The organism is Acinetobacter sp. NBRC 110496 (assembly GCF_000876115.1).
Classification (GTDB): Bacteria; Pseudomonadota; Gammaproteobacteria; order Pseudomonadales; family Moraxellaceae; genus Acinetobacter.
Map to the genome: position 1 here is coordinate 1 of NZ_BBTF01000008.1, position 23,732 is coordinate 23,732.

At 42.3% G+C, this 23,732-nt stretch carries 22 protein-coding genes; 9 read left to right on the forward strand and 13 right to left on the reverse strand.

What is annotated here, in order from left to right; genetic code table 11:
* Nucleotides 1–341: 341 nt before the first annotated feature.
* Nucleotides 342–1,319, forward strand: a complete 978-nt coding sequence (locus Aba26S_RS06105; RefSeq protein WP_043970784.1) for an MBL fold metallo-hydrolase — start codon at nucleotides 342–344, stop codon at nucleotides 1,317–1,319.
* Between the two features lie 63 nt (nucleotides 1,320–1,382).
* Here Aba26S_RS06105 and Aba26S_RS06110 read toward each other — a convergent pair whose 3' ends face one another.
* Nucleotides 1,383–2,006 carry a LysE family translocator gene (locus Aba26S_RS06110; RefSeq protein WP_005239427.1) on the reverse strand — a complete coding sequence of 208 codons (624 nt, stop codon included), beginning with the start codon at nucleotides 2,004–2,006 and terminating at the stop codon, nucleotides 1,383–1,385.
* Nucleotides 2,007–2,368: 362 nt separating this feature from the next.
* Between Aba26S_RS06110 and Aba26S_RS06115 the strand changes: the two genes are divergently transcribed.
* Nucleotides 2,369–3,991: an oleate hydratase gene (locus Aba26S_RS06115; RefSeq protein ID WP_043970786.1), complete on the forward strand. Its 1,623-nt coding sequence runs from the start codon at nucleotides 2,369–2,371 to the stop codon at nucleotides 3,989–3,991.
* A gap of 45 nt (nucleotides 3,992–4,036) precedes the next feature.
* Here Aba26S_RS06115 and Aba26S_RS06120 read toward each other — a convergent pair whose 3' ends face one another.
* Both Aba26S_RS06120 and Aba26S_RS06125 read right to left on the reverse strand, forming a co-directional pair.
* On the reverse strand, nucleotides 4,037–4,804 hold the full coding sequence (locus Aba26S_RS06120; protein WP_043970788.1) for a class I SAM-dependent methyltransferase: 768 nt from the start codon (nucleotides 4,802–4,804) through the stop codon (nucleotides 4,037–4,039).
* A gap of 100 nt (nucleotides 4,805–4,904) precedes the next feature.
* A complete protein-coding gene (locus Aba26S_RS06125; protein ID WP_005239432.1) occupies nucleotides 4,905–5,582 on the reverse strand; it encodes a DUF1345 domain-containing protein in 678 nt (225 codons plus the stop codon).
* A gap of 185 nt (nucleotides 5,583–5,767) precedes the next feature.
* Here Aba26S_RS06125 and Aba26S_RS06130 point away from each other — a divergent pair, with 185 nt between their 5' ends.
* The 5 genes from Aba26S_RS06130 (at nucleotide 5,768) to Aba26S_RS06150 (ending at nucleotide 11,352) form a co-directional block, all read left to right on the forward strand.
* Nucleotides 5,768–6,316: a TetR/AcrR family transcriptional regulator gene (locus Aba26S_RS06130; protein WP_005239435.1), complete on the forward strand. Its 549-nt coding sequence runs from the start codon at nucleotides 5,768–5,770 to the stop codon at nucleotides 6,314–6,316.
* Between the two features lie 13 nt (nucleotides 6,317–6,329).
* Nucleotides 6,330–7,976, forward strand: a complete 1,647-nt coding sequence (locus Aba26S_RS06135; RefSeq protein WP_043970790.1) for an MFS transporter — start codon at nucleotides 6,330–6,332, stop codon at nucleotides 7,974–7,976.
* Between the two features lie 119 nt (nucleotides 7,977–8,095).
* Complete coding sequence (locus tag Aba26S_RS06140; RefSeq protein WP_227501358.1) at nucleotides 8,096–9,163, forward strand: HlyD family secretion protein; 1,068 nt, start codon at nucleotides 8,096–8,098, stop codon at nucleotides 9,161–9,163.
* Nucleotides 9,164–9,229: 66 nt separating this feature from the next.
* Nucleotides 9,230–10,102 carry a 1-aminocyclopropane-1-carboxylate deaminase/D-cysteine desulfhydrase gene (locus Aba26S_RS06145; RefSeq protein WP_043970792.1) on the forward strand — a complete coding sequence of 291 codons (873 nt, stop codon included), beginning with the start codon at nucleotides 9,230–9,232 and terminating at the stop codon, nucleotides 10,100–10,102.
* A 53-nt stretch (nucleotides 10,103–10,155) separates the two neighbouring features.
* The gene (locus Aba26S_RS06150) at nucleotides 10,156–11,352 is read left to right on the forward strand and encodes an NAD(P)/FAD-dependent oxidoreductase (protein WP_043970794.1); all 1,197 of its coding nucleotides are present in this window, start codon (nucleotides 10,156–10,158) and stop codon (nucleotides 11,350–11,352) included.
* A 45-nt stretch (nucleotides 11,353–11,397) separates the two neighbouring features.
* Here Aba26S_RS06150 and Aba26S_RS06155 read toward each other — a convergent pair whose 3' ends face one another.
* The 3 genes from Aba26S_RS06155 to Aba26S_RS06165 all read right to left on the reverse strand — a co-directional run bounded on the left by Aba26S_RS06155 (nucleotide 11,398) and on the right by Aba26S_RS06165 (nucleotide 13,815).
* Complete coding sequence (locus tag Aba26S_RS06155; protein WP_043970796.1) at nucleotides 11,398–11,577, reverse strand: hypothetical protein; 180 nt, start codon at nucleotides 11,575–11,577, stop codon at nucleotides 11,398–11,400.
* Nucleotides 11,578–11,788: 211 nt separating this feature from the next.
* Nucleotides 11,789–13,384 carry a mechanosensitive ion channel gene (locus Aba26S_RS06160; protein WP_005239444.1) on the reverse strand — a complete coding sequence of 532 codons (1,596 nt, stop codon included), beginning with the start codon at nucleotides 13,382–13,384 and terminating at the stop codon, nucleotides 11,789–11,791.
* A gap of 230 nt (nucleotides 13,385–13,614) precedes the next feature.
* The gene (locus Aba26S_RS06165; protein WP_005239445.1) at nucleotides 13,615–13,815 is read right to left on the reverse strand and encodes a hypothetical protein; all 201 of its coding nucleotides are present in this window, start codon (nucleotides 13,813–13,815) and stop codon (nucleotides 13,615–13,617) included.
* A gap of 205 nt (nucleotides 13,816–14,020) precedes the next feature.
* Here Aba26S_RS06165 and Aba26S_RS06170 point away from each other — a divergent pair, with 205 nt between their 5' ends.
* Entirely contained in the window at nucleotides 14,021–14,443 is a 423-nt protein-coding gene (locus Aba26S_RS06170; RefSeq protein WP_005191251.1) for a hypothetical protein, read from the forward strand.
* A 57-nt stretch (nucleotides 14,444–14,500) separates the two neighbouring features.
* On the opposite strand, the gene Aba26S_RS06175 is transcribed toward Aba26S_RS06170, so the two are convergent.
* Entirely contained in the window at nucleotides 14,501–15,262 is a 762-nt protein-coding gene (locus Aba26S_RS06175) for a ferredoxin--NADP reductase (RefSeq protein ID WP_005239447.1), read from the reverse strand.
* A 112-nt stretch (nucleotides 15,263–15,374) separates the two neighbouring features.
* On the opposite strand from Aba26S_RS06175, the gene gigC reads away from it, so the two are divergent.
* Complete coding sequence (gene gigC / locus Aba26S_RS06180) at nucleotides 15,375–16,259, forward strand: LysR family transcriptional regulator GigC (RefSeq protein WP_005239449.1); 885 nt, start codon at nucleotides 15,375–15,377, stop codon at nucleotides 16,257–16,259.
* 58 nt (nucleotides 16,260–16,317) lie between these two features.
* Here the strand turns inward: gigC and Aba26S_RS06185 are convergent, their stop codons facing one another.
* The 6 genes from Aba26S_RS06185 to nuoM all read right to left on the reverse strand — a co-directional run bounded on the left by Aba26S_RS06185 (nucleotide 16,318) and on the right by nuoM (nucleotide 23,731).
* Complete coding sequence (locus Aba26S_RS06185; RefSeq protein WP_005239451.1) at nucleotides 16,318–18,564, reverse strand: TonB-dependent siderophore receptor; 2,247 nt, start codon at nucleotides 18,562–18,564, stop codon at nucleotides 16,318–16,320.
* Between the two features lie 98 nt (nucleotides 18,565–18,662).
* Complete coding sequence (locus tag Aba26S_RS06190; protein WP_043970801.1) at nucleotides 18,663–19,361, reverse strand: cold shock domain-containing protein; 699 nt, start codon at nucleotides 19,359–19,361, stop codon at nucleotides 18,663–18,665.
* Nucleotides 19,362–19,475: 114 nt separating this feature from the next.
* Nucleotides 19,476–19,769: a cold shock domain-containing protein gene (locus Aba26S_RS06195; RefSeq protein WP_005239454.1), complete on the reverse strand. Its 294-nt coding sequence runs from the start codon at nucleotides 19,767–19,769 to the stop codon at nucleotides 19,476–19,478.
* Between the two features lie 121 nt (nucleotides 19,770–19,890).
* Entirely contained in the window at nucleotides 19,891–20,526 is a 636-nt protein-coding gene (upp, locus tag Aba26S_RS06200; RefSeq protein WP_005239456.1) for a uracil phosphoribosyltransferase, read from the reverse strand.
* Between the two features lie 106 nt (nucleotides 20,527–20,632).
* Nucleotides 20,633–22,129 (reverse strand): NADH-quinone oxidoreductase subunit NuoN, encoded by a 1,497-nt coding sequence (nuoN, locus tag Aba26S_RS06205; RefSeq protein ID WP_043970803.1) that lies wholly within the window; start codon nucleotides 22,127–22,129, stop codon nucleotides 20,633–20,635.
* Nucleotides 22,130–22,132: 3 nt separating this feature from the next.
* Complete coding sequence (nuoM, locus tag Aba26S_RS06210; RefSeq protein ID WP_043970805.1) at nucleotides 22,133–23,731, reverse strand: NADH-quinone oxidoreductase subunit M; 1,599 nt, start codon at nucleotides 23,729–23,731, stop codon at nucleotides 22,133–22,135.
* Nucleotide 23,732: the final 1 nt, after the last annotated feature.

Sequence of the window (23,732 nt, forward strand, 5' to 3'; positions counted from 1 at the left end):
TTGCTTATGGTTGTTTCAGTGGTCTTCTGTGGGCACCCCTCCTTTTCCTACTCGTACAGTTTTCTCAACAATCATTGTTGCCTTTTTTGTATCTACAATTCATTTTAATTCTGCCAATTACGATAATTTGTGCAATGATTGAATGGAAAAAATTAAAGTAACATTCACTCAATTTTGTCTTTTATGCAGATATTACTGATTTAAAAAGCATATAGAGATTATTTATTCTGATATTCAATTGAAGAGTAAAATGATTTTCTTTTGAGGATTTATTGACTTTAAATCTACAGATATGCATGCTAAAAAATAGACAATTCAACTAATTTAGAGAATATTTATAAATGAAAAAAACAGCCCTACTCCTTTCAGCCTCATTCCTTTGTAGCTTCCCTTTACTCAGCCATGCAGGAACCAGCAAAACCCTGCCGATTATTGAACAACAAAAACAGGTTGCGGGTTTCTATCAACATCAAGTCGGTGACGTACAAATTACCGCCCTGCTCGATGGCACCAACTTTATGTCGCCAAGCTTGTTTAAAGATATCTCACCGCAACAAGTCCAGCAAATCTTGAAAAAATACTACGCCGATCAAGAAAAAGGCGTACAGACTTCCATCAATGCTTTCCTCGTCAATACCGGAAAATCACTGGTTTTAGTGGATAGCGGTGCAGCCAGTTGTTTTGGCCCACATTTGGGCTCGATCCTAAAAAATCTGGTCGCTTCGGGTTACAAGCCTGAACAGGTCGATACCATTTTACTCACACATTTACACCCTGATCATGTCTGTGGCATCAGTAAAGATGGCGTTGCCAACTTCCCCAATGCAACTGTGTACGTTTCCAATGCCGAAGCCAATTACTGGCTAGACCCGAAACAAGCAGCCAAGCTTCCAAAAGACAAACAAGCGGGTTATGAAGGAACGGTGAAGCACATTAAACAGGCCATCGCCCCTTACCAAGCCAAGCAACGCTTTAAAACCTATAAACTGGGTGATGAGATTCAAGGTTTTAAAGTCATCAATACGGCGGGACATACGCCAGGGCACTTTAGCTATGAATTAAAGAGCAAAGGTGAAAGCGTGGTGTTTATTGGGGATATCGTGCATTCACATACCGTACAGTTTGATCAACCGAAAACAGCGATTGAATACGATATTGATCCGAAAAAAGCGGTTGAAACACGTTTAAAACAGTTTGCTGATTTCGCCAAAAACGGCCAAACCATTGCAGCTCCGCATTTACCTTTCCCGGGGATTGGGCATATTTATTCTGCTGATGGAAAAAGCTATCAATGGATTCCTGTACACTTTAAAGATTAAGCTGCATAAGCTGATTCTAGGCAATAAAAAAGCGACCTTCTCGGTCGCTTTTTTATTGCTGCATCATTTCATGCCAAAGATTAACTTTAACCCCAGCAAGGTCATGACCCCACCTGCGATACGATCAAATATCGATTTAGATTTTAAATAAACTTTGCGTGGCCCTTCTGCTGACAATGCCACCGCAACCAACGAATACCAACCTGCATCAATAAAGAAACACAGCATTGGCAACACCACATAGTAATAACTTGGAATCTCTTTCGGTAATAAGGCGGTAAAAATACTGGCAAGAATAATCGCAATCTTCGGGTTACTGAGTTGGGTAATCAGCCCTAAGCGAAAAGCTTGTGCATAACTCATACGGTTCACAGTGCCATTGACTGCTTCCATCGGTTCTTTGGCATGTTTAATGATTTTATACGCTAGCCAAAGCAAGTACAGGCCACCAAATATTTTTAACGCGACATAGGCAGAAGGCACAGCCAGTAAAATGGCTTGTAAGCCCATGACTGCAAGAAAACCAAATAGCGCAGCGCCCGTCCCTGTCCCCAAAGCGGTAAACAGTCCATGCTTACGCGAAATCGCAATTGAGTTTTTGGCGACATAAATAAAGGTAGGGCCAGGGCTGATTGCACCCAACATTAATGCCAAAGCAATTGAGCCTAAAATCAATAACGATTCCAAGTGAAACCTCTAGATTAGAATAATTTTCAAATACTAATTTTACTGAAAAATCTCAGCAAGAAGATATAAAAATTTTGACTCATCTTATCAATTTATTGGCACTTACATATGCCTTACCCGACAGGGAAGTCACAATCTAGAGCAAACACTCAATTTATTTTTAATATCAAACACTTAAAAATAGCATATTTATATTACTCATAAACTCAGCATCCATTTTTTCTATCAAACTAATTTTATGATCAAAATTTGTCATCTTTTTTACTGTAACTTTCATTTATTTTTAGAAGATTAAATCCCATAATAAAATTATGGAATTAAATTCATTTTCATTCATAACGATAAACAACGGGGCACATCAGATGCAAACGAAGAAACTGAAAACTTTAGACCCTTCACATTCACATCTCTGGATCATTGGCGGCGGTATTGCAGGTATGGCAGCGGCAGCCTTTGCCATTCGGGATGCCAAAGTGCCAGCCCAAAACATTCATATTTTAGAAGAGCTTGAGGTTTCAGGGGGTTCAATGGATGGTGGTCATAACCCACTCAACCCCAATCATGCTTGGGTGACGCGTGGTGGACGAATGCTGACCGATGAAACCTACCTCTGCACATGGGATCTATTCTCTAGCATCCCCTCACTCGAAGATCCCACTATTTCGGTTCGGGAAGAATGCCGTGAATTTAATGAAAAAATTAAAACCCACGCCCAAGCCCGTTTAATTGATGCCAATCATGTCATTGCAGAAGCCGAAAAGCTCGGTTTATCTACCTTGAATCGTGCCCAGATGCTACGTCTGTTGGCACTCAAAGAAGATCGGATTGGTAGCCGTCGTATTGATGAGTTTTTTGATGATGCTTTTTTCCAAAGCAATTTTTGGCGGATGTGGCGCACCACCTTTGCCTTCCAGAAATGGCATAGCGCAGCAGAATTACGTCGTTATTTCTTACGTTTTATTCAAGAATTACCGCGTATTCATACGCTAGCAGGGGTTAAACGCACCAAATACAATCAATATGACTCGATGATTTATCCCTTACAACGTTGGCTGGTCGAACAAGGCGTAGATGTGCGTTTTGGTACTTATGTCACTGACGCTGATTTTATTGAAGATGCACAGAGTAAAGAGCGTAAGGCAAGCAAATTGTATCTCAACCTGCCAGAAGGCACGGAACAGATTGTATTGGGTGAACATGATTTGGCACTTTTCACTTTAGGTTCTATTACAGCAGATTCACGTTATGGCGGTCAGCATGATGTGCCTGCCTTAATTCGTGATCGACAGGATCATGGTTGGCGTTTATGGGAAACCCTTGCACAAAAAGCACCTGATTTTGGTCGCCCAATGACTTTCAATGGCAATATCGACGAACATAAATGGAAGTCTTTTACCCTGACGCTGCACGATGATGTCTTGCTGAAACGTATCATCGAATACACAGGCAATGAACCGGGAACAGGCGCACTGATGACCTGGTTTGAATCGGGCTGGCATTTATCCATTGTTGTGCCTGCACAACCGCATTTTGCCGACTTACCTGAAGGTAAATTCACTTTGTGGGGCTATGGTTTTGAAATTGACCACATCGGTGACTACATCAAGAAACCAATGAGTGAAGCCACTGGGCAAGAGATTGTGATTGAGTTAATTCATCAGCTCGGATTCGACGATATCTTGGATCATGTACTGGCGCATAGTGATATAACCACGGTGATGATGCCTTATGCCTCTGCCCTCTTTGCCTGTCGCAAAGCGGGCGATCGCCCCTTACTGATTCCAGAAAATGCGGTCAATTTTGCCTTCTTGGGTCAATTTGTGGAACTGGAAGATGATGTGGTGTTTACCGTGGAGTATTCCATCCGTGGTGCCATGCTTGCCATTTATCAACTCTTGGGGGTAAATCGTGAAGTTCCAGAAATTTATAACGGTCTGCTCGATCCTAAAGTCGGTTTAAAAGCTTTAGAAACAGTCTTTCATTAAGCAAGCATAAATTGATAAAAATGAAGTAGATCTTGATGATCTACTTCATTGACCACATCGAGAAAGAACCAAATACATCACCTCACTGCTGAACGAACCATCTGCTTGAATACGATAATATTGCTGGGTTTGATCAGATGCCTTTTTTTGTAAAGCACGAATAGTCTGAATCGCATATTCAGGGGTTTGCATGCGCGCCGTCCAACTTGTAAATTCTAAATCTAAATACTGCTTTTCAACGGTCTCAATCCTAAAACCTGTAGATTCAGCAAAGCGCATCCATTCCTGCAAACTATAATTGCGTACATGACTTGGATCCCGAATCGTTTCAATCGTCTGAAAAAATGTATCCATCACCGGATTGGAATGCCCTAAAATATCGACGATGATCACTTTACCCTGTGGCGCCAAGACACGATGTATTTCTGCCATCGCCTGTGCCACATTTTGCCAATGGTGTGCTGAATATCGGGTCATCACACAATCAAAACTTTGATCGGCAAAAGGCAAAGACTCCGCAGCACCTTGCTGAACCGTTATATTATCAAAGCCCCTTTGCTTGGCTTGTTCAGCAACAAGTTCAACCATCGACGGTGTTAAATCATAGGCCGTCACCTGATCTGCAAATGCTGCAATCTGGTAACTGACATGCCCGCCGCCACAGCCTAAGTCCAAGACCTTCTTCAATTGAGATGACTGGATCAAGTGCTGCATTTTCGCAAACTCTATTCCTTGCGCATGTACTGTGCTGTTTAAATAAGCTTGGGATTTATTTTGATATTGTTGCTGATTAACTTGATGCTGGGTATTCATCTTCTTATCCTTGCGAGCTTGGTCTCTTTTTAAAATAACCAACACTATGCAAAAATTAAAATAATCAATTTTATAACTAGATATAAAAATAAGTTATCAATTATAAGCCAATCAAACTGGCGGCGACATTGATCGTAACCGCCAAAATTACGGTATTAAAAATAAAGGCCAGCACGCAATGAAAAATATTAAGATGCCGTAGGGCTGAGCTGGTAATGGAAATATCTGCAGTTTGTGCAGAAGTTCCAATGATATAGCTGAAGTAAATAAAATCCAAATAATCTGGCTGCTCAGTTTTGGGAAAATCCAGGCCCGGTTCCTGATGACGACTTTTCGCCAGATAAAAGTCATGGGCATAATGAATCGCAAAGAGTGTATGGAGCAATAACCACGTTGAAAAAATCGTCCCGATGGTGAGCAAAATAAGCACACCTTTTAAAACGGGCTGATCTTTCGGTACATGCCCCAATTGCATCACAATCGCAATAAAACAGATTACGATGGCAATCAACACGACAATCAGGATCATCCATTTCCCTTCATCTTGCTGCTTGGCACGATTTAAGATCAGTGTCGCCTCCAGATGCCACATCATTTTCAAGGTCAGAAATAGATACAGCCAAATCGCAATATTCCAGCCAAGCAATAAACAGGTTGCCCAATGCCATGGTGTAAATAAATGCAGGGTAGCAAAAAGTAAAAGACCTAATGCAAAGGTTGCCGATAAATACGGTCGATATTTTATTCCTCTGAGCAAATGATGTATGAATCTTGGCATGTTTCACCTATTTGTATTTTTTATACATGAGTAATTTACGCTTATTTTTTAACATTGTATGCTGTTATAACAGTACGATGTTGCTACTATTTAACCTAAATTAAACAAAATAAAGTTTCCGTAGATATTTACTTCGGACAAAAATGTCCGTTTAATTTACATTCAATCTCCCACGAATTTTAATCATGGCAAAACGTCAGCAGCTGGCAGCACATAATCGTGATGAACTCCTCAATGCCGCCGAAGAAATCTTTCGCAAGCAAGGCGTTCATGTGCCTTTGCAAGCCATCATTGATCATGCGGGTGTCGGGCGTGCGACGTTTTATCGTAATTTTGCTGATCGCAAAGCACTGGTTGCGGCCTTATTAGAACGTGCCATTACCCGTCTGGAACAACGCTCACACGCTTTATTAGCTTTTAATGATGGTTTTATCCGTTTGATTGAAGGCCATATCGAACAACTGCCCCATTTAGTTGTACTGATTGATTACTGGCGCATTATTGATCGGAAAGACCCAATCATGCTAAACATTTATCAAAGACGCGATAAAGCATTACAACCCCTGATTGATCAGGCCATACAGCATCAACTGTGTCGTCCTGATCTTACCCCCCAAGACTTCGGGATGATTACGGCGATCTTGGGGTCTTCATTTCAAGGACATCATGCCTCTGATCAGGTACGGCTGGCAAAACGCGCAATAGAATTATTATTAAACGGCATTAAAGTTTAGTTCGAGGAATAACATGGATAAAAGCCCTCGCTATCTTGAGACTCCTCCGGATTGGTCAGCAGATGAGCGTCCAACTTTGCCGGGTTCGCCTGCTGCAATTGCGCATGCCAGACCAAAACGTTTTGCCTACTTCATTATTGGTTTATTGATTTGTATCGCAGCCAGTTTAAGTAATGGTTTTATTGTTGCAAACCTGCCGATCTTCCAAGGTGAATATGGGCTAATCCCATCGCAGGCAGCATGGTTACCCGCAGCCTATGTCATGGCCAATGTCAGTTCTAACCTCATCTTGTTTAAGGCACGACAGCAATATGGCTTGCGTCTGTTTTCTGAAATAGGTCTACTGGTCTTTATTGGTGTCTTGGTTCTACATATCTTTGTCAAAACCTATGAAATGGCACTATTTGTGCGTTTTATCGCAGGGTTGGCCGCTGCTCCGCTCAGTTCACTAGGGATGTATTACACCATGCAAGCCTTCGGCAAAGCAGATATGGCCAAAGGGATCTATCTCGCGTTTGGCTTTCAGCAGCTGGGTTTGCCATTGGCATGGATTATCTCTCCTTTTCTGCTGAGTGCCAACCAGTGGGATGTGATCTATACTTTTGAATTAGGTCTGGCGATTTGCTGTTTTGCCATGGTGGTGGCGTTAAAGCTACCACGCAGCTTACGTATGGAAGTATTTGAGAAGCAGGACTTCTTTACCTTTGCCCTACTCGCACCGGGTTTTGCCTGCCTCTGTATTGTACTCACCCAAGGGCCAATTTTATGGTGGTTTGATAGCCCGTGGCTCGCCTATACCTTGATCGTGGGTTTTTGTTTGATTGTGATCGGTCTCACCTACGAGCATTATCGTTCGAACCCCCTGATTATGACCCGTTGGTTAGCGGCAGGCGATTTACTCAGTTTCGTGGTCAGTGCCTTTGCCTTACGCTTACTGATGTCAGAGCAAAGTTATGCCGCAGTCAATTTCCTGAAAACCATGGGAATGGGTCCCGACCAGTTTGTACCGCTGTATGTGGTGATCTTCTGCGGAACAATAGCAGGTTCCGTGTTTAGTGCCCTGACCTTTCACCGCGAACGCGTTATTCTCAATTTATTCCTTGCTGAGATTTTAATTTTAATCGCCTGTGCACTGGATTATCACCTGACCAGTGATGTGCGACCCGCCAACTTCTATCGCAGTCAGTTTCTCGTCAGCTTTGCAGGTGGTGTCTTCATTGGCCCGCTCTTGCTGATGGGTTTTATGCGCACTTTACAGCGTGGTCCACAATATGTGGTGACCTTCATTGTATTGTTTTCAGCAACACAGAACTTTGGTGGTTTGGTCGGCTCTTCCTTCTTTAATACCTACCAGCAACGCCATACCTATGATTACAAAGTTGAAATTAACAGCAACCTTAATCCAACCGATCCGATTGTGGCACAACGCTTACAAAGCTATCAGCGTAGTGCCATGATCAATAGCAATGATCCAGTTTTGCAAAACAACCAAGCCTTACAGAACCTGAATAAAGTGGTGACTCGTGAAGCCCAAGTCCGCGCCTATAACGATGTCATCGTATTGAATGGTATCTTTGCAGTGGTGTTATTGCTCTGGGGGCTATTTAAATATGCACGGGATAAATACAAAACCCGAAAAAATCTGCAAGCAGCCAGTTAGTCCTTTTTGATTGAGAAAAGATGATGTCAGAACAAGATAAACCCGAAAATAATCAGGCTCAAACTACTGGGCAAAATGAAACAGCTCCAGCAGTAAAGGCACCTGAAACAGTGACACAAATGCCTCCGCCACCTCCACCACCGACCAGTAAACTGATCAAGACCAAACGTTCGACTCTGTGGTGGATGCTACTGGTATTATTGGTTGGCATCACCATTATCTTATGGGCGTGGCGCATTGGCCCATTCCATACGGCGGTTGAACAAACGGACAATAGCTATGTGAAAGGTAAAACCACCATCCTGTCTTCGCAGATTAATGGCTATATCAAAGATGTACTGGTCAAAGACTTTGACCAAGTCAAACAAGGTCAGGTGTTGATGCATATTGATGCCACCACCTACGACCAAAAGGTCACACAGGCGGCCTCAGGTGTCGAGCAGGCAGAAAACAGTCTTGCCAATCAAACCCAAACGATTGCGCAACGTCAAGCCGATGTTGTGGCTGCACAAGCCAAGCTGGATCAGGTCAAGGCGCAATATGATTTATCTGTGGCGCAATTAAAACGTTATCAACAATTGGGCGATAGTGGCGCTGCATCCAAATCTGAACAAGACAAAGCCGCGGCAGATGCACAAAATAATCATGCCTTACTCAAACAGGCTGAAGCCAATATCTTGGTGGCACAAGAAGCCTTAAAAACAGCGCAAGTGGCGCAGTCTGGCTTAAAAGCACAAGTGAATAGCGCACAAGCGCAACTTGACCAAGCCAATACCACCAAAGACTACAGCACCATTGTTGCCCCTCTAGACGGACAATTGGGTGAGGTTAATCCGCGCGTCGGTCAATATGTTGCGGCAGGAACACAGCTGCTTTATCTGATTCCAACGCAAACGTGGGTGATTGCCAACTTTAAGGAAACTCAAATTGCCAATATGAAAATCGGGCAAAAAGCCTATTTCACTGTCGATGCGATGAATCATCAGAAATTTACAGGACATGTTGAACAGATTTCCCCTGCGGCAGGTTCAGAATTCAGCGTGCTTAAACCCGACAATGCCACAGGTAACTTCACCAAAGTGGTACAACGGATTTCTGTTCGTATCGCCATTGACCCAAATCAAAAAGGCATCGAAAACTTACGTCCGGGCATGTCGGTGATTAGCTCTGTAGATACCGACTCCTAATGCAACACTGACATTCTCAATCAAATCCATTTACAATGTGATCAAATCCATTTCTCTTGTTCGAAAATGTTTGATCACATTGCTTTTCCCACCCCCTATCAAACATTAACGCTTCCCAGTTCGGTTCAACTGACCATTAAGCGTTTGGATCTGATCCATCCGCAAATTTCAGGCAATAAATTTTATAAACTAAAGTACAACCTACTCGCAGCTCAACAACAAGGTTTGACCGAAGTACTGACTTTTGGTGGTACATTCTCCAATCATATTGCCGCAACCGCCTATGCCGCCCAGCGCTTCGGCTTTCAGAGTATTGGCATGATCCGAGGTGAAGAGCTTGCGACCCGTGACTTAAACCCGACCCTACAGACAGCGCAAGATTTTGGCATGCAATTGCATTTTGTCAGCCGAGCTGAATATCGGCTGCGTCATGAAGCCGAATATTTGCAACAGTTACAACAGCAATATGCTCAAGCCTTTATTATTCCAGAAGGTGGCAGCAATGCACTTGCCCTGCAAGGGACACAGGAGATTTTGAGTGAACATGACCGAGAGAATTATGATGTGATTTGTTGTGCCGTCGGAACAGGTGGCACCATTGCGGGCTTAATTGAAAGTAGCTCATCACAACAACAGATTTTGGGCTTTTCTGCATTGAAGGGCGACTTCCTGAAACAGGATATTCAGCAGTGGACTGATAAAAGCAACTGGTCTTTAACCGATGCTTATTGTTGTGGGGGCTATGCCAAAACCACCATCGAGCTGCTGCAATTTATACAGCATTTTGAGCAGCAATATGCAATTCCTTTGGAGCAGGTCTATACCGCGAAGATGATGATGGGGTTACTCGATTTAATCCAGCAGCAGTATTTTCCAGAAAACAGCCGTATTTTGGCGATCCATACTGGAGGATTGCAAGGGAAGTTGAAAACATACTAAAAGCTGCATAAATCTTTTATAATTGCCCGCTTTTCGTCGATCGAGTATTGCTCATGGTTCATCAAGTTGATGTTGTTGTTTTAGGTGCAGGTGCATCAGGCTTGATGTTGGCTGCGGAAGCGGCTAAACGTGGGCGTTCAGTAGTTGTACTGGAAAAAGCCAATAAAGTTGGCAAAAAGATTTTAATGTCTGGTGGTGGTAAATGTAACTTTACCAATCTGGAGGTTGAACCCTCCAATTATCTGTCTGAAAATCCGCACTTTGTCATTTCTGCACTGACCCGTTATACCAACTGGGACTTTATTGGTTTGGTCTGTGAATATGGGATTGAGTACGAAGAGCGTAAACATGGGCAACTGTTTACATTGAAAGGATCAAAAGAAATTCTGGAACTTTTGCTGTCAGAATGTAGCAAAGCCAAACATGTACAGATCCAAACCCATTGCGAAGTACAGCAAGTCAAGGCTCAGGCAGATTCAGATTTTATCGTGGAAACCAGCCAAGGCACCTATCGTTGTGAGTCTTTGGTGGTGGCAACTGGCGGTTTATCCATTCCCACCCTAGGTGGTTCAGGCTTTGGCTATGAACTGGCGCAACAGTTTGGTCATCATGTCTTCCCAACCCGAGCTGGTCTGGTTCCTTTCACCTTCTCAGATCATTTCAAAGAAGTCACCACCCGCCTAAGTGGCAATGCCTTAGATGCAACACTGATCAATGATCGCCATCAATTTACTGAAGCGTTGCTATTTACTCATCGTGGTCTTAGTGGTCCAAGCTCATTACAACTTTCAAACTACTGGCAAGTGGGAGAAAGCTTCAATATTGATTTTTTCCCAAGCCAAGATTTTGTGCAATTCTTTAAAGACAAGAAAAAATCACAGCCTAAAGTGTTATTACGTACCTTAATCAGTGAATTTACCGCCAAAAGCATCGTGCTTGAACTACAACAATTGATTTGGGCAGAACAAAGTGAAATAGCAATTGGCAATATCAGTGATGTGCAACTGGAACAGATTGCTACACAATTGCATGCATTTACGGTAAAGCCATCGGGAACTGAAGGCTACCGTACTGCTGAAGTCACGCTTGGCGGCGTGGATACCAGTGAAGTGTCATCCAAAACCATGGAAAGTAAAAAGCAGAAAGGCCTTTATTTTATTGGTGAAGTCCTTGATGTGACTGGACATCTCGGCGGTTATAATTTCCAGTGGGCATGGTCTTCTGCACAAGCTGCAGCACAATTTGTTTAAGGCTTTCTCGCTACAGTACAGTGGGCTTCATCCAATAAGTCCACTTTAATTGTGTGGCTCCGAAGAGTTTGCCGCTTCTGAAGTGGTGATCTGCTGCGTATTTTCAATTTGTTTCTCTTTAGAAGAGTTTGATTTAGCAACCACAAACTTATAAGCACTCGCCAGAAATCCAACCGTAATTCCTGCAATAATAATCGGTGCAAATACTCGATTTGGTCTCTTCATTTCATTCTCCTATCGATTTTTTATTTAGAGACTATTGATACTTGAGCTATAAATGAATTGCTTTTGAGGTCAAATTCCTTCATTAAAGCATTTAGACCCACTAAAATACCCAATTATAATCCCAAATAACACCCAATAATGCTGATACAAACAAAACGACCACCCTGCTTAGAGTGGTCGAATTAATCAAAAAAATCAAAGATTATTTTTTCTATTCATCCGAATACGGCGGTGTTGGTGGGGTTGGATTCAACGTATTATTCGGCGTTGGAGCCACTGGATTCACCGTATTGCCCGGTGCAACCTCCTGCTTATGTAAAGGATTCGGCTGTTTTGCTTCAGTTTTGGCTTTATCCAGTAAATCACTCAGCAAACGTTCCGCAGGTTGACGACCGCCTAAACCGAAAGCCAAGGCAAAGGCCACCGCAACGGAACCCAAAGTGAGACCAAAGGCCAAATTCACAATCGAATCTGCAATGCCCATAGCTTTTAGGCCCATTGCAATCACTAAACCCATAATGAGTATACGAACCAAATTCGCCAACCAGCGCGAACTGTTATATTCACCACGTTGAACAATATTGGCAACTACATTGGCCAACCAGAAGCCAATCACCAGAATAACCGCACCAAGCAAGATACTGGCGCCGAACTGGATAAACATGGCAATCAGTACACTAACCTGCTCTAAGCCAAGTCGGTTAGCTGCTTCTGACACTGCAAATAACATGGTAAAGAAAACAATCAGATAACCGACAACATCAGAAACACGGGTCTGTCCCAAGAAGCGTTGTAAATCAAGCTTCATCGGGATTTCATCGACACCTGCGCCAGAAACGAGTTCAGCCACTAAGCGTCCAACAAAACGCGATACGATATACGCCACGATCAAGATCAAACCTGCTGCAATAATTTGTGGAATTGCATACATAATTTGATTCAGCATCGCTGTTGCTGGTTGAGAAATCGCTTGGATTCCCAATGCTTCAAAGGCCACAATTAAGGTGGTGATAATAATGATGGCAAAGACGAATGAACCTAAAAACTTAGCGACATTCGAGTTTTTAAATAAACCCACTTTCTCGGCTTGGGCTTGCAAGCCAAGACTATTACTCAGTCCCTCGACAATCCCGCGCACGATTTTCGCGAGAATATATCCAACAAAAATGATGACCGCAGTAATAAACAGATTAGGAAGGTAGGCGATCGATTCGTTCACCATGTTCTGGACAGGGATCAATAAACCAGTTAAACCCAAAATTGATAGAACGATGGGTAAAAACAGTAATAATACCAGCCAATAAAAAATCTCACCGATATTGCTACTGAGTGAGCTAACGCCGACTTCACTACTTAGTTTCTCGTCCAGTTCAGTTCTGGCAAGTACATTGCTCAACCCAGCCCGAACCAACCTTGCGATGATCCAGCCAATAAATCCAACTGCTGCCGCAGCAAGCAAGTTTGGTATATAGGCCAAGACACGCCCCACCATATTGCTAAATGGGTCACTAACACCACTGATATTTAACACATTGAGTGCACCAACCACAGCCAAAATCATCACGAACCAGAACACCAGTTTGGAGACTAGATTTTCGATATTTGGAGTACGGCCAGTTGCAGAGGACAATTTATGATTGGTATCAAGTTTTTGCAGTAATTTTTTCACACCTGCTGCAATCACTAAAGCAACAATCCATCCTACCAGTAGGATGACAATTGCAGCAAAGATAGGATGAAACTGATCCCAGTAATACATTGCATCAAATCCTCCTCGATTGGAGGGGTCATTCAAAAATTCATTCATGTTGTTATCCTTATGTTGTGTTTTTAAATCTTGATACACATCCACCCAAGAACGTTCTGCAATTAAAGAACATGATTTATGGATGCTTCCACCTTAGTTTTTGTCTATTTTCCAATCAATCAATGGCTGCACTAATACAACAAAAAGGTCTCATAATATTTCAAAAAAGCCCATTGATTCACACCAATGAGCTTTATGGTAAATTGAGTCTTGGTCTAAAATACGCTTGCCTAAGCATTCAGAATAGCCGACTGCATATGTGCCATTGTCACTTGTGCAGTTGGATTAGCTGAATGATCAGCAACCATATAAACAAGTAGTGCAATCAGGAAGATCCCAACCATAATCAAAATATAAACAGGTAATCTTCTCTTTTTGGTAATTTCTTCTTTGCTTGCCACATGAGGCTGTGGCTTACTAAAATCATGCATGATAGCAGCCCTCATCCTTTTACTTTTCAAGTCTTATATTAGCAATCCGCTATGTAGCATTGTGTGAAAAAGCTTCGGACTATCGTTGCGCCAGTTGCAGAACTCTACTTTTTTTTATTATTTTTTTGTTTAAAATATAGTCGCTTTTAGAATGCGATAAAAATAAGCTATAATGCTCGGCTTCATTTCTTTAATGTTTTGCTTTATGTCCTATAGCCAACAAAGCGTTTCTCTTGATCTAGACACTGATGTCACCCATCAATGTTTTTTACATCACACACGCGATGAACATTTGATTGGAATTATTGAGTTTAATAAGCCAAGCTATATTCTGAAATGGGGAGATTTAGAGTACTTCCGTCGGCGTACCGAAGAATTCTCAGTGATGCCATTACCCGACTGCATCAATGCCATGATTGTCGATATTCGCAATGTGCAACCCTTCCTCGACAACGAAGTCCCGATTCTGCCTTGGCGTTTACTTGAAGAAGATTGCCCAGTGCGTCTTGTGGTGCCACAAGATCGTCTGGAACATTATATCGGCTTGTTTGAACCAACGTGGTTAACCACGGACGTCGATACTGCCATTCAAGAAATCCGTGAATTTATGGATATGTTTGTACATTAAGACATATCCACTTACTTACACACGCTTAATCATCCTAGCAGCACGACAATGCCGCCATTACCAATAATTCTCTACGGCAATATTGCCTTCACCACGACGATTCATAATCAGACCACGTTGCTTCAGCGCTTCTTTGGTATCTTCCACCATTTGTGGATTACCACATAACATCACATGACTACTGTCTCGGTTAAAAGAGAATCCTGCTGCTTTTTCTAATTCACCATTGCCAATTAAAACAGGCAGGCGGTCATGCAGTGCCGCATTCGGATCACGGGTAATAATTGGAATAAACTTAAAGCCTGTATGCCCTTCACCAAAGAAATCTGCTATTTCCTGAATACGCTCGACATATGCCAGCTCAGATTCAGTACGCACGCTATAGACCAGATTAATCTGCTGATATTTTTTCCAGGTTTCAAAGTCTTGTAACATGCACAAAAACGGCGCCAGTCCAGTGCCTGTTCCCAATAACCATAAGTCTTGTGGTAATGGCTGTTGATAACGCGCCAAGGTCAAATAACCGTATGGAATTTTTTCCAGATACAACTCATCACCAACTTTGAGGTGTTGCAGATTCGAGGTAAAAGCACCTTCTGGCACCACAATTGAAAAGAATTCTAAAGTTTCATCAAAAGGTGAAGAAACCACAGAATAAGCACGTACCACCAATTCGCCCTCAACCATTAAACCAATACGGGCGAACTGCCCTGCGGTAAATTTAAAATGAGCAGGGCGAGTCATGGTGAAACTAAAAAGATTATGAGTCCAACGGTGTACAGATAAAACCTTTTCTACGCTAAATTTTTCAATTGACATGATGAGAACGTGGCACGAAACAGTGCGCTCATGTTAGCATGATCAGATAAATCATGAATACTCTTAGGATCTGTTAAATAGATGAGATCCTCAATACGTTAAGGCTTTTAACATGCGCATGACATTACGCCAATTGGCTGTTTTTGTGGCGGTCGCTCAAGAGGGAACTGTAACCAAAGCGAGTGATGCTGTCCGACTCACACAAAGTGCGGCAAGTATGGCCTTAGCTGATTTGGAAGATGGCCTCGGCGCCCCCTTATTTGATCGCTTGGGTAAACGGTTACAACTCAATGATCTCGGGCGTTTCCTGTTGCCGCAAGCCTTAGAGATCCTCGGTCGTTGCGATGCTTTTGAACAGGCAGCAAAAGGTGAGCTACAAAGTATTGATTTACGCCTTGGTGCAACTTTAACAATCAGTGATTATTTAATGCCTGATCTGATGGCTAATTTTTTACAATGCCATCCACAAGCACATTTACAGTTACAAGTGGGCAATACCCGTCAAATGATTGAAGCAGTCAATCAATTCCAGTTGGATTTGGCTTTAATCGAAGGCTCTTGTCATCTGCCACAATTACAATGCATTCACTGGCGTGATGATGAGCTTGCAGTTTGCTGTGCGCCGGATCACCCACTAGCCAAGTTGAATCGCCCTCTCAGCCCAACTGATTTTCATCATGTGGAATGGATCTTGCGTGAAGAAGGTTCGGGTACTCGTGAAGTATTTGATAATGCCATTTTACAAGACCTTCCCGACGCCAACATCCGCTTAACCCTAGGTCATAATGAAGCGATTCTAAAAATCGTCGCAGGTGGTTTAGGCATGTCTTGTGTATCAAGATTAGCGATTGAACCGCTGCAAGAAAAAGGCCAACTGGTGATACTGGATACACCTTTCTGGGAACTAACACGACCGCTATATATGCTAGTGCATCGCCAGAAATATCAAGGACCAGGACTGAAAGCTTTTTTGCAGTTTTGTGAAAATAAAGTTTAATTGTTTCGAATATATAAAAAACGCTTCTAGTCAGAAGCGTTTTTTATTACAGCTCGATTTAGAAATCGAAACTCACCCCTAACTTATAAGTCCGGCCTGCTCCTACTGTGGTAAAACCGCTAGTGAATACACCATCCCAATATTTTTTATCTGCAACATTATCAACATTCGCACGGAAAGTTGTGTTTACACCTCCGAGTTTAGTCGCATACTTCGCGCCTAAATCAACCAGCGTATAATCAGATAACTTGAGTGTGTTATCAGCCGTTAAATATTGGTCATCCACATAAGTCACGAAAGCATTGACACTTAAGCCTTCAACCACTGGAATTTGGTAGTCAACCCCAACACCAGCAGTAAATTCAGGTGTACCTTCAATCGTTTTACCTGAAAGATTCACACCGCCTGAAATCCCTTTTTTATATTCGGTATCGATATAAGCCAAATTACCGTAAACAATTAGATCATCCGTAACTTTACCTGAAAAGCCGTATTCAACCCCTTTGGATTCGGTCTTCGCACCATCGGTTGTGATTTGGGTAATGGCTTTATTATTTGGGTCGCGATAGCTTGTATCTATCATCGTGCTTGGTTTTTTAATTTGATATAACGCTAAAGTGTGTAACCAACGATCTCCTTGATATTTCGCACCTACTTCATATTGCTTACTTTCAAATGGCGCAAAGGTTTTACTGTAATTCGCATCTGCCTCATTAGATACCTTTGCACCTCGAACCAAACCTTCAACATAGCTCACATAGAACGAGGTTTCTTCACCAAAAGGTTTCACAACAATAGCTGCACTTGGAGATACTTTATCAGCCTTCAGTGGTGGTAGATTCGTCGTGAGTGCCTTTAAATTCATATCTTGATAACGCACACCTAAAATAAACTGTAGCTTGTCATCCAGCATAGAGATTTGATCACTTAGGCTATAACTGACATACACATCATCCGCAGTAGGAACAATCTCTGGCCACGTATTTGGCATATGCCCTTCATTGCTTGGATTGTAAATATTAGTTGGGAAATAAACCTCTGTTGCCCCCCGCCCTTTATGTTGGCTGTATTTACGTTTGAGATAATCAGCACGGAATGCCAAAGTATGAGAAATATCACCTGTGAAAATTTGACCTTCTAAACCCGCATTAAAGGTCGTGTTATGTTCCTTTGAACCAACACGATAATATTGTGCCAGTGCATCACCATTCGCCCCAACCAAAGCAGGATTCTTCATTCCCATTGAGTTGGCTGGCAGATCACGCACAACCATACGCGTACCAAATAAATGTCCACGATACTCACGTTCATTAAAACCAGCGCCTGCAAATGCTTTTAAATTAGGTAGAAGCTTATATTCACCCGATAAACCTACATAGTTAGCACTTTGCATACCTTCTAAATGCGGGAAATAATTCAGTTTGCCATCTGGTGCAGCTAAAACACGTTTCAAAGTTGAAAAAGAGATCATGGCAGGTGAGCCACCCTCACGGCTATCTCGTGTGGTATAGGCATCAAAGTTAATTTTAGCTTGGTCCGTGGTGTAGTCGAGAGCCAAAACTGCTGCAGTATTTTTATCTTCTAGGCCATCAACAATATGTTCACCTTGTCCATAAGTCGCACTGACGCGTGCTCCGAACTCCTTGTTTTCACCAAAACGGCGGGCAACATCAAAACCTGATTTATAATAGCCGCCATCTTCATACATGGCCGAAACTTGGGTCAAATCTCGATCGGCACGCTTAGTGGTGGCCATTACCACACCACCAATACTACCGCCCGGTGCCATCCCTGCAATTAATGCATTGGGACCTTTGAGTACACTGGCAGAGCTCAAAATATCAGTCGGAGTACGACCACTCGGTGACATCCCATAAGAACCATTGATATTGGCATCTTCCCATGTCACAGGAAAACCACGAATCATAAAGTTTTCGTTTAAATGGCCACTGTTGGTGGTGGTACGAATACTTGGGTCATTTTTCAAAATGCCTGCGATCGAGTCAGCTTGTTTATCCTTAATCGCCTGTTCTGTGTAAGACTGGATACTAAAAGGTGTATCCAATACTGCTTTCTCACCAAGGATACCTAAGGTTGTGTCTTTTTTGAGTTTGCCTGTTGCATCTGTTGCCTGTGAATCAGCTTTCACGGTAATGGTCGGTAACACGGTACCATCATCAGCAACCGCGAACATTGGTAAAGCAATGAGAGATAGAAATAATATGTTCTTTTTCAATTGATCAAACCCCGATAAAAATTTGACCACAGTATATAAGACAAATTTACAAATGATAATAAAAATCATTAACAAAATAATAACTATTATTTATTGAATCTCCAAAATCTCATGATCAGAATTCAAAGATATCGGCAGCATATCGTTAAATATCATGGTTTGCATGCTTAGTGTCCAAATTGACGCTCACAAGGTATACCGTCACCATCTCCATCCATCTTGGTATTCGGACAATTTCTTAAGAAGAAGACAGCCTCTTCATAAGATCGCATTTGCGAACAATGTTCACGCCCATCACAGCTAAACTGAGTAGCTACAGCAGTTGTTGCTGGTGCTGCTTGGGTCGGCTGTCTCTGATCATGTTGCAAAGCTCTCTCTGTTTTTGCTGACAGCTTTACTTCAGGTAGGTCACTAACTGCGTTGCGTTGTTCTGCAATAATCTGCTTTTGTTCCTCGATCAGTTGTGCTGCTCTTAATTTTTTTGATTGCTGATAAGACTGATATTTCTGAAATACCAAAGCCGCTAAAATCACAATGACAATTAAGCCAACAACCGTAAATAGCTTTCCAGCTTTGGTCGCTGACTGAGTACGATCTAACTTAACGGTTTTCATCAAAATACTGCTAGATGGAGAAGCATACTTGACTGGTGCTGGTTTTAAATCCAAACGAACAATATTGGCTGCTTTAAATTTTCCCCTGTCCTCCACCATAATAAATTTAAGTTTTTCTCCCAGTCGAGGCTCACCCGCTGCTTGTGGAAAATCACCAATATGGAAGAATAGATCCTTTTGATCCCCGTCTAATTCAATAAAACCAAAACCTCTCTCTGCATTATATTTTTTAATTTTTCCCTCAAGAAACATCATCAACACTCTATTTTTATATTGCACCCTATTCTAATCAAAAAGAGGCTAGAAAGCCCCTTTTATCATGTACCTAAACCAAATTCTAAGATTGAAAAATATCAATCATCACAATTAGCGTCGAAAATTTGACAGCAACTCTGTGGTAATCGACTTATTGTGATTGGCAATTTTGGTCTTCTTGGTTTTCGCTGGATTAGGATCAATACGCTCAATTTGTGTTGCTTTAAACTTTCCATCATTTTCCAGCGCGACAAATTTCACTTTTTCATTTCTTTTCGGCTCGCCTTCTTCTGCAGGAAAATCTGAGATATGAAAAAAGATATCTCCTTCAGAAGTTGCAATAAAACCAAATCCTTTATCAGGATTATATTGTTTGACTTTTCCTTGATAGAACTCTTGTGCCATGACCTTTATCCTACGTTCTCAATGCAATCATTACAGTATATAGAAATAAAAAAGAGACTTTCAATCCTTCCTGAAATGCTCTACGGTTGGACTCAGTCTCTTTTTCTCAATATGACAAAAATTAGTCTTTTTGCACGCTACCAAAAATTTTGTCACCAGCATCGCCCAAACCAGGAACAATATAACCTTCTTCATTCAGACCTTGGTCAACCGAAGCGGTATAAATACGGACATCTGGATGCGCAGCTTCAACTTTGGCAATGCCCTCTGGTGCAGCGACCAAAATCATGACACGGATATCTTTACAGCCACTTGCTTTCAAGACATCAATTGCTGCAATTAAAGAATTTCCTGTTGCCAGCATTGGATCAATGATCATGGCTAAACGATTAGCAACATCAGGCACTAACTTTTTGTAGTAGGTGCGCACTTCTAAAGTCGCTTCATCACGTTCCAACCCCAAGACACTGACCTTAGCACTTGGAATCAAGCTTAGTACACCTTCGAGCATACCAATACCTGCACGTAGAATCGGTACAATGGTGATTTTTTTCCCTGCGATACGTTGAGTTGAGACTTTCCCTGCCCACCCATCAATTTCATGATCAACAACAGGAAGATCCTTTGTTGCTTCATAAGTCAGTAACATCGTGACTTCTTGCGCTAATTCACGAAAATTCTTGGTACTGATGTCAGAGCGACGTAGTAAACCAAGTTTATGGCGAATAAGCGGATGACGAATTTCTTGAATCGACACGAGTGAGTACCTAGGTAATGTTAATCTCGTTCTATTATAAAGTGTTTTTTTACTCATCAATAAAAAAGCCCCCAACTTTGGAGGCTTTTTTGTACAAATCCGACGATTACTGTTGTTGAGACATCATAAAGTGCAATGGAGAAAGAATCTCTGACTTCAATGCCAAGTTAATCATTGGGTCTGGATAGACACCGAGTACGAATACCAATAACGCAGCAGCAAGTACCATCAGACCACCGACTTTGGTTCCCCAATGCGCATCAGCATCAATACGAGGTACGTCTGGTGGGGTCATATACATCACCACCATCACACGCAAGTAATAGTACAAACCGATACCACTACCCACCACGATCATCGCAGCCAAGAACCAGTGTTGTGTTGTTACTGCAGCCATCACCACAAGGAACTTACCAATAAAGCCCGCTGTTAATGGGATACCCGCTAAAGACAACATCATCACGGTTAAAGTTGCAGTCAAGATCGGACGGCGCCAGAACAAACCACGATAGTCTGCAAGACTTTGTGCTTCATCTACGTTGTTATATGGGCTCGACATTAATGCCACAGCACCAAACGCACCGATTGTGGTGAGCACATAAGTAATCACATAAACTGTTACACTGCCTAAGCTTGCATAAGTCATGCTGATTAAAGCAATCAACAAGTAACCAAAGTGCGCAATTGATGAATAACCCAAGATACGCTTCAAATTCACTTGACGTACTGCAAGTAAGTTACCTACCACAATCGACAATACCGCGATAATGGTTAACACAGTTACTAATGATTCAACCAGAATTGCACCAGAAGTCAGTAGGTAGCGTACAAATAGACCAATCGTTGCCACTTTCGCAACTGTTGCCAAAAAGGTTGCCATTGGTGCTGGTGCACCCGCATACACATCTGGCGTCCATTTATGGAATGGCGCAAGTGAAAGTTTAAACGCAACCGCAAAAATAATTAAGCCAAGGCCCAACAACACCATGGGTTGCTGGATTGCCGTAAACAAGGCTTGTACCGAATCATAGAATGACAAGGAACCTGTATAAGCATAGATGTATGCCATACCCATCAACAACATAGCAGAAGCAGTTGCTGAAAGCACTAGGTATTTAATCCCTGCTTCCAAAGACTGACCACGTTGATAGGTATAGGCCAACATGCCGTATACAGGAATCGACATCAACTCCAAGCTGATGAAGAAAGCTGCATAATGCGAACTTGCCACCAATAACATTGCACCTGTCACTGAACACAGTAACAAGATATACAGTTCTTCGCGGTTTTCCTTATAAGTCTCAATATAAGCATGAGACAAGGTGCAGCACGCCAAAGCAGCAATCAAAATCAGGAATTGATAGAGCATGGTAAATGGATCAACCATAAACATGCCCATCACGTTAACCGGCACAAAGTGTCCGCTAAATACGGTATAGCCGATATAAATCGCAGCAAGGTTTAAACCGACAACCGAAGTTGTCGCAATAAGGTTGTGATTGCGTTTAATCGCAGTCAACAACATCACTACGATTGCAGTCAAAGCCACAATCATCACTGGCGCTAGCGGCATAAGCTCAGAAAAAGAAATTGTGAAGTTCATGATTTATTGCATCTCCACATGTTCTAGTTGGGTTGTAGCCTGTTGAACAGTTTCAACAACTTCTTGTACTGGCAAATAACTATTGACCAACCACTGCATGCTTGAATGAGACATATCCAAGAAAGTTTGTGGATAAAGACCTAACCAAAGCAAACCGATCGCACAGACCATCAAAATGCTGACTTCACGTGCAGATAAATCTTTCAATGGTGTCGTGTAGTGCTGCTTTTGTTCTGAATTTGGTTCACCAAATAACGCTTTGTGAATCAGAATCAGACCATAAAGACCTGCAAACACCAAACTTACTGCAGCAATAATGGTGAAGGCTGGATAGGCTTTGAATGAACCCATCAGGATCAGGAATTCACCAATAAAGTTACCTAAACCTGGTACACCCACGAGTGCTGCAACAAAGAACATCAAGAAGAATGGCAGGTATTGCAGTTGACCACGAAGACCGCCCATCAAGCGCAAGTCACGGGTATGTACACGCTCATACACTTGACCCGACATAATGAACAATGCCGCAGATGACAAGCCATGTGCCAACATCATGATCATTAAGCCTTGGAAGGTCAGGATATTACCTGCATAAATTGCAAGTAAGATGAAACCCATGTGTGAAATCGACGTGTACGCAAGTAAACGTTTCATGTCTGTTTGCTGGTACGCAAGGAATGCACCGTAGAAAATACCAATCAAGCCCAAAATAATGGCAATGTCAGCGAACTGCGCTGAAGCTGCCGGGAAGAATGGAATCACGAAACGAATCAAACCGTATGCTGCTGTCTTAATCAAAATACCCGCTAAATCCACAGAACCCGCTGTTGGTGCTTGCGCATGCGCATCAGGCAACCAACCGTGTAATGGGAAGACAGGTAATTTCACCGCAAAACCGATGAAGAAACACAGCATGAATGCATAAGCAACTTCAGGTGGTAAGTGGTTCGCAACGGCCAAAAGGTAGTTGTAATCGAAGCCGATCATACCGGTCATCATGTATCCATAGACCACTAAGCCTAAGATACCGATCAACATGATCAAACCCGCGATTTGTGTATAGAGGAAGAACTTGGTTGCAGCGTAAACACGTGAACGACCATTCGAACCTTTATGACCCCATAACGCAATCAGGAAGTAGATTGGTACCAGCATCATCTCCCAGAAGAAGAAGAACAGGAATAAGTCAATCGCCAAGAATACACCGATGACCCCACCTAAACTCCACAGGAGGTTTAAATGGAAGAAACCTACGTTCTTTTGGATCTCGCCCCATGAACAGCCTACTGCAAGTACACCCAGTAATGCAGTCAGCAACACCATAAGCAGAGATAAACCATCCACTGCCAAGTGAATGCTGATGCCTAAAGTCTGAATCCAAGGAAGATGGAATTCAGCCGCCCAAGTCGGAACTTTACTGCCCAACTCGTAGCTAAATGTACCACTTTGCCAAAGTGCAATGCCCAAACCAAAGGTAATGAGCATACCAATCAAGGCAATCCAACGCGGTAAATGTTGGTCGTATTTATCAACCAACCAACAAATAAAACCAGCAATGAAAGGAACTAAAATCAGTGCGGGTAAAATTAAATTGTTTTCCATT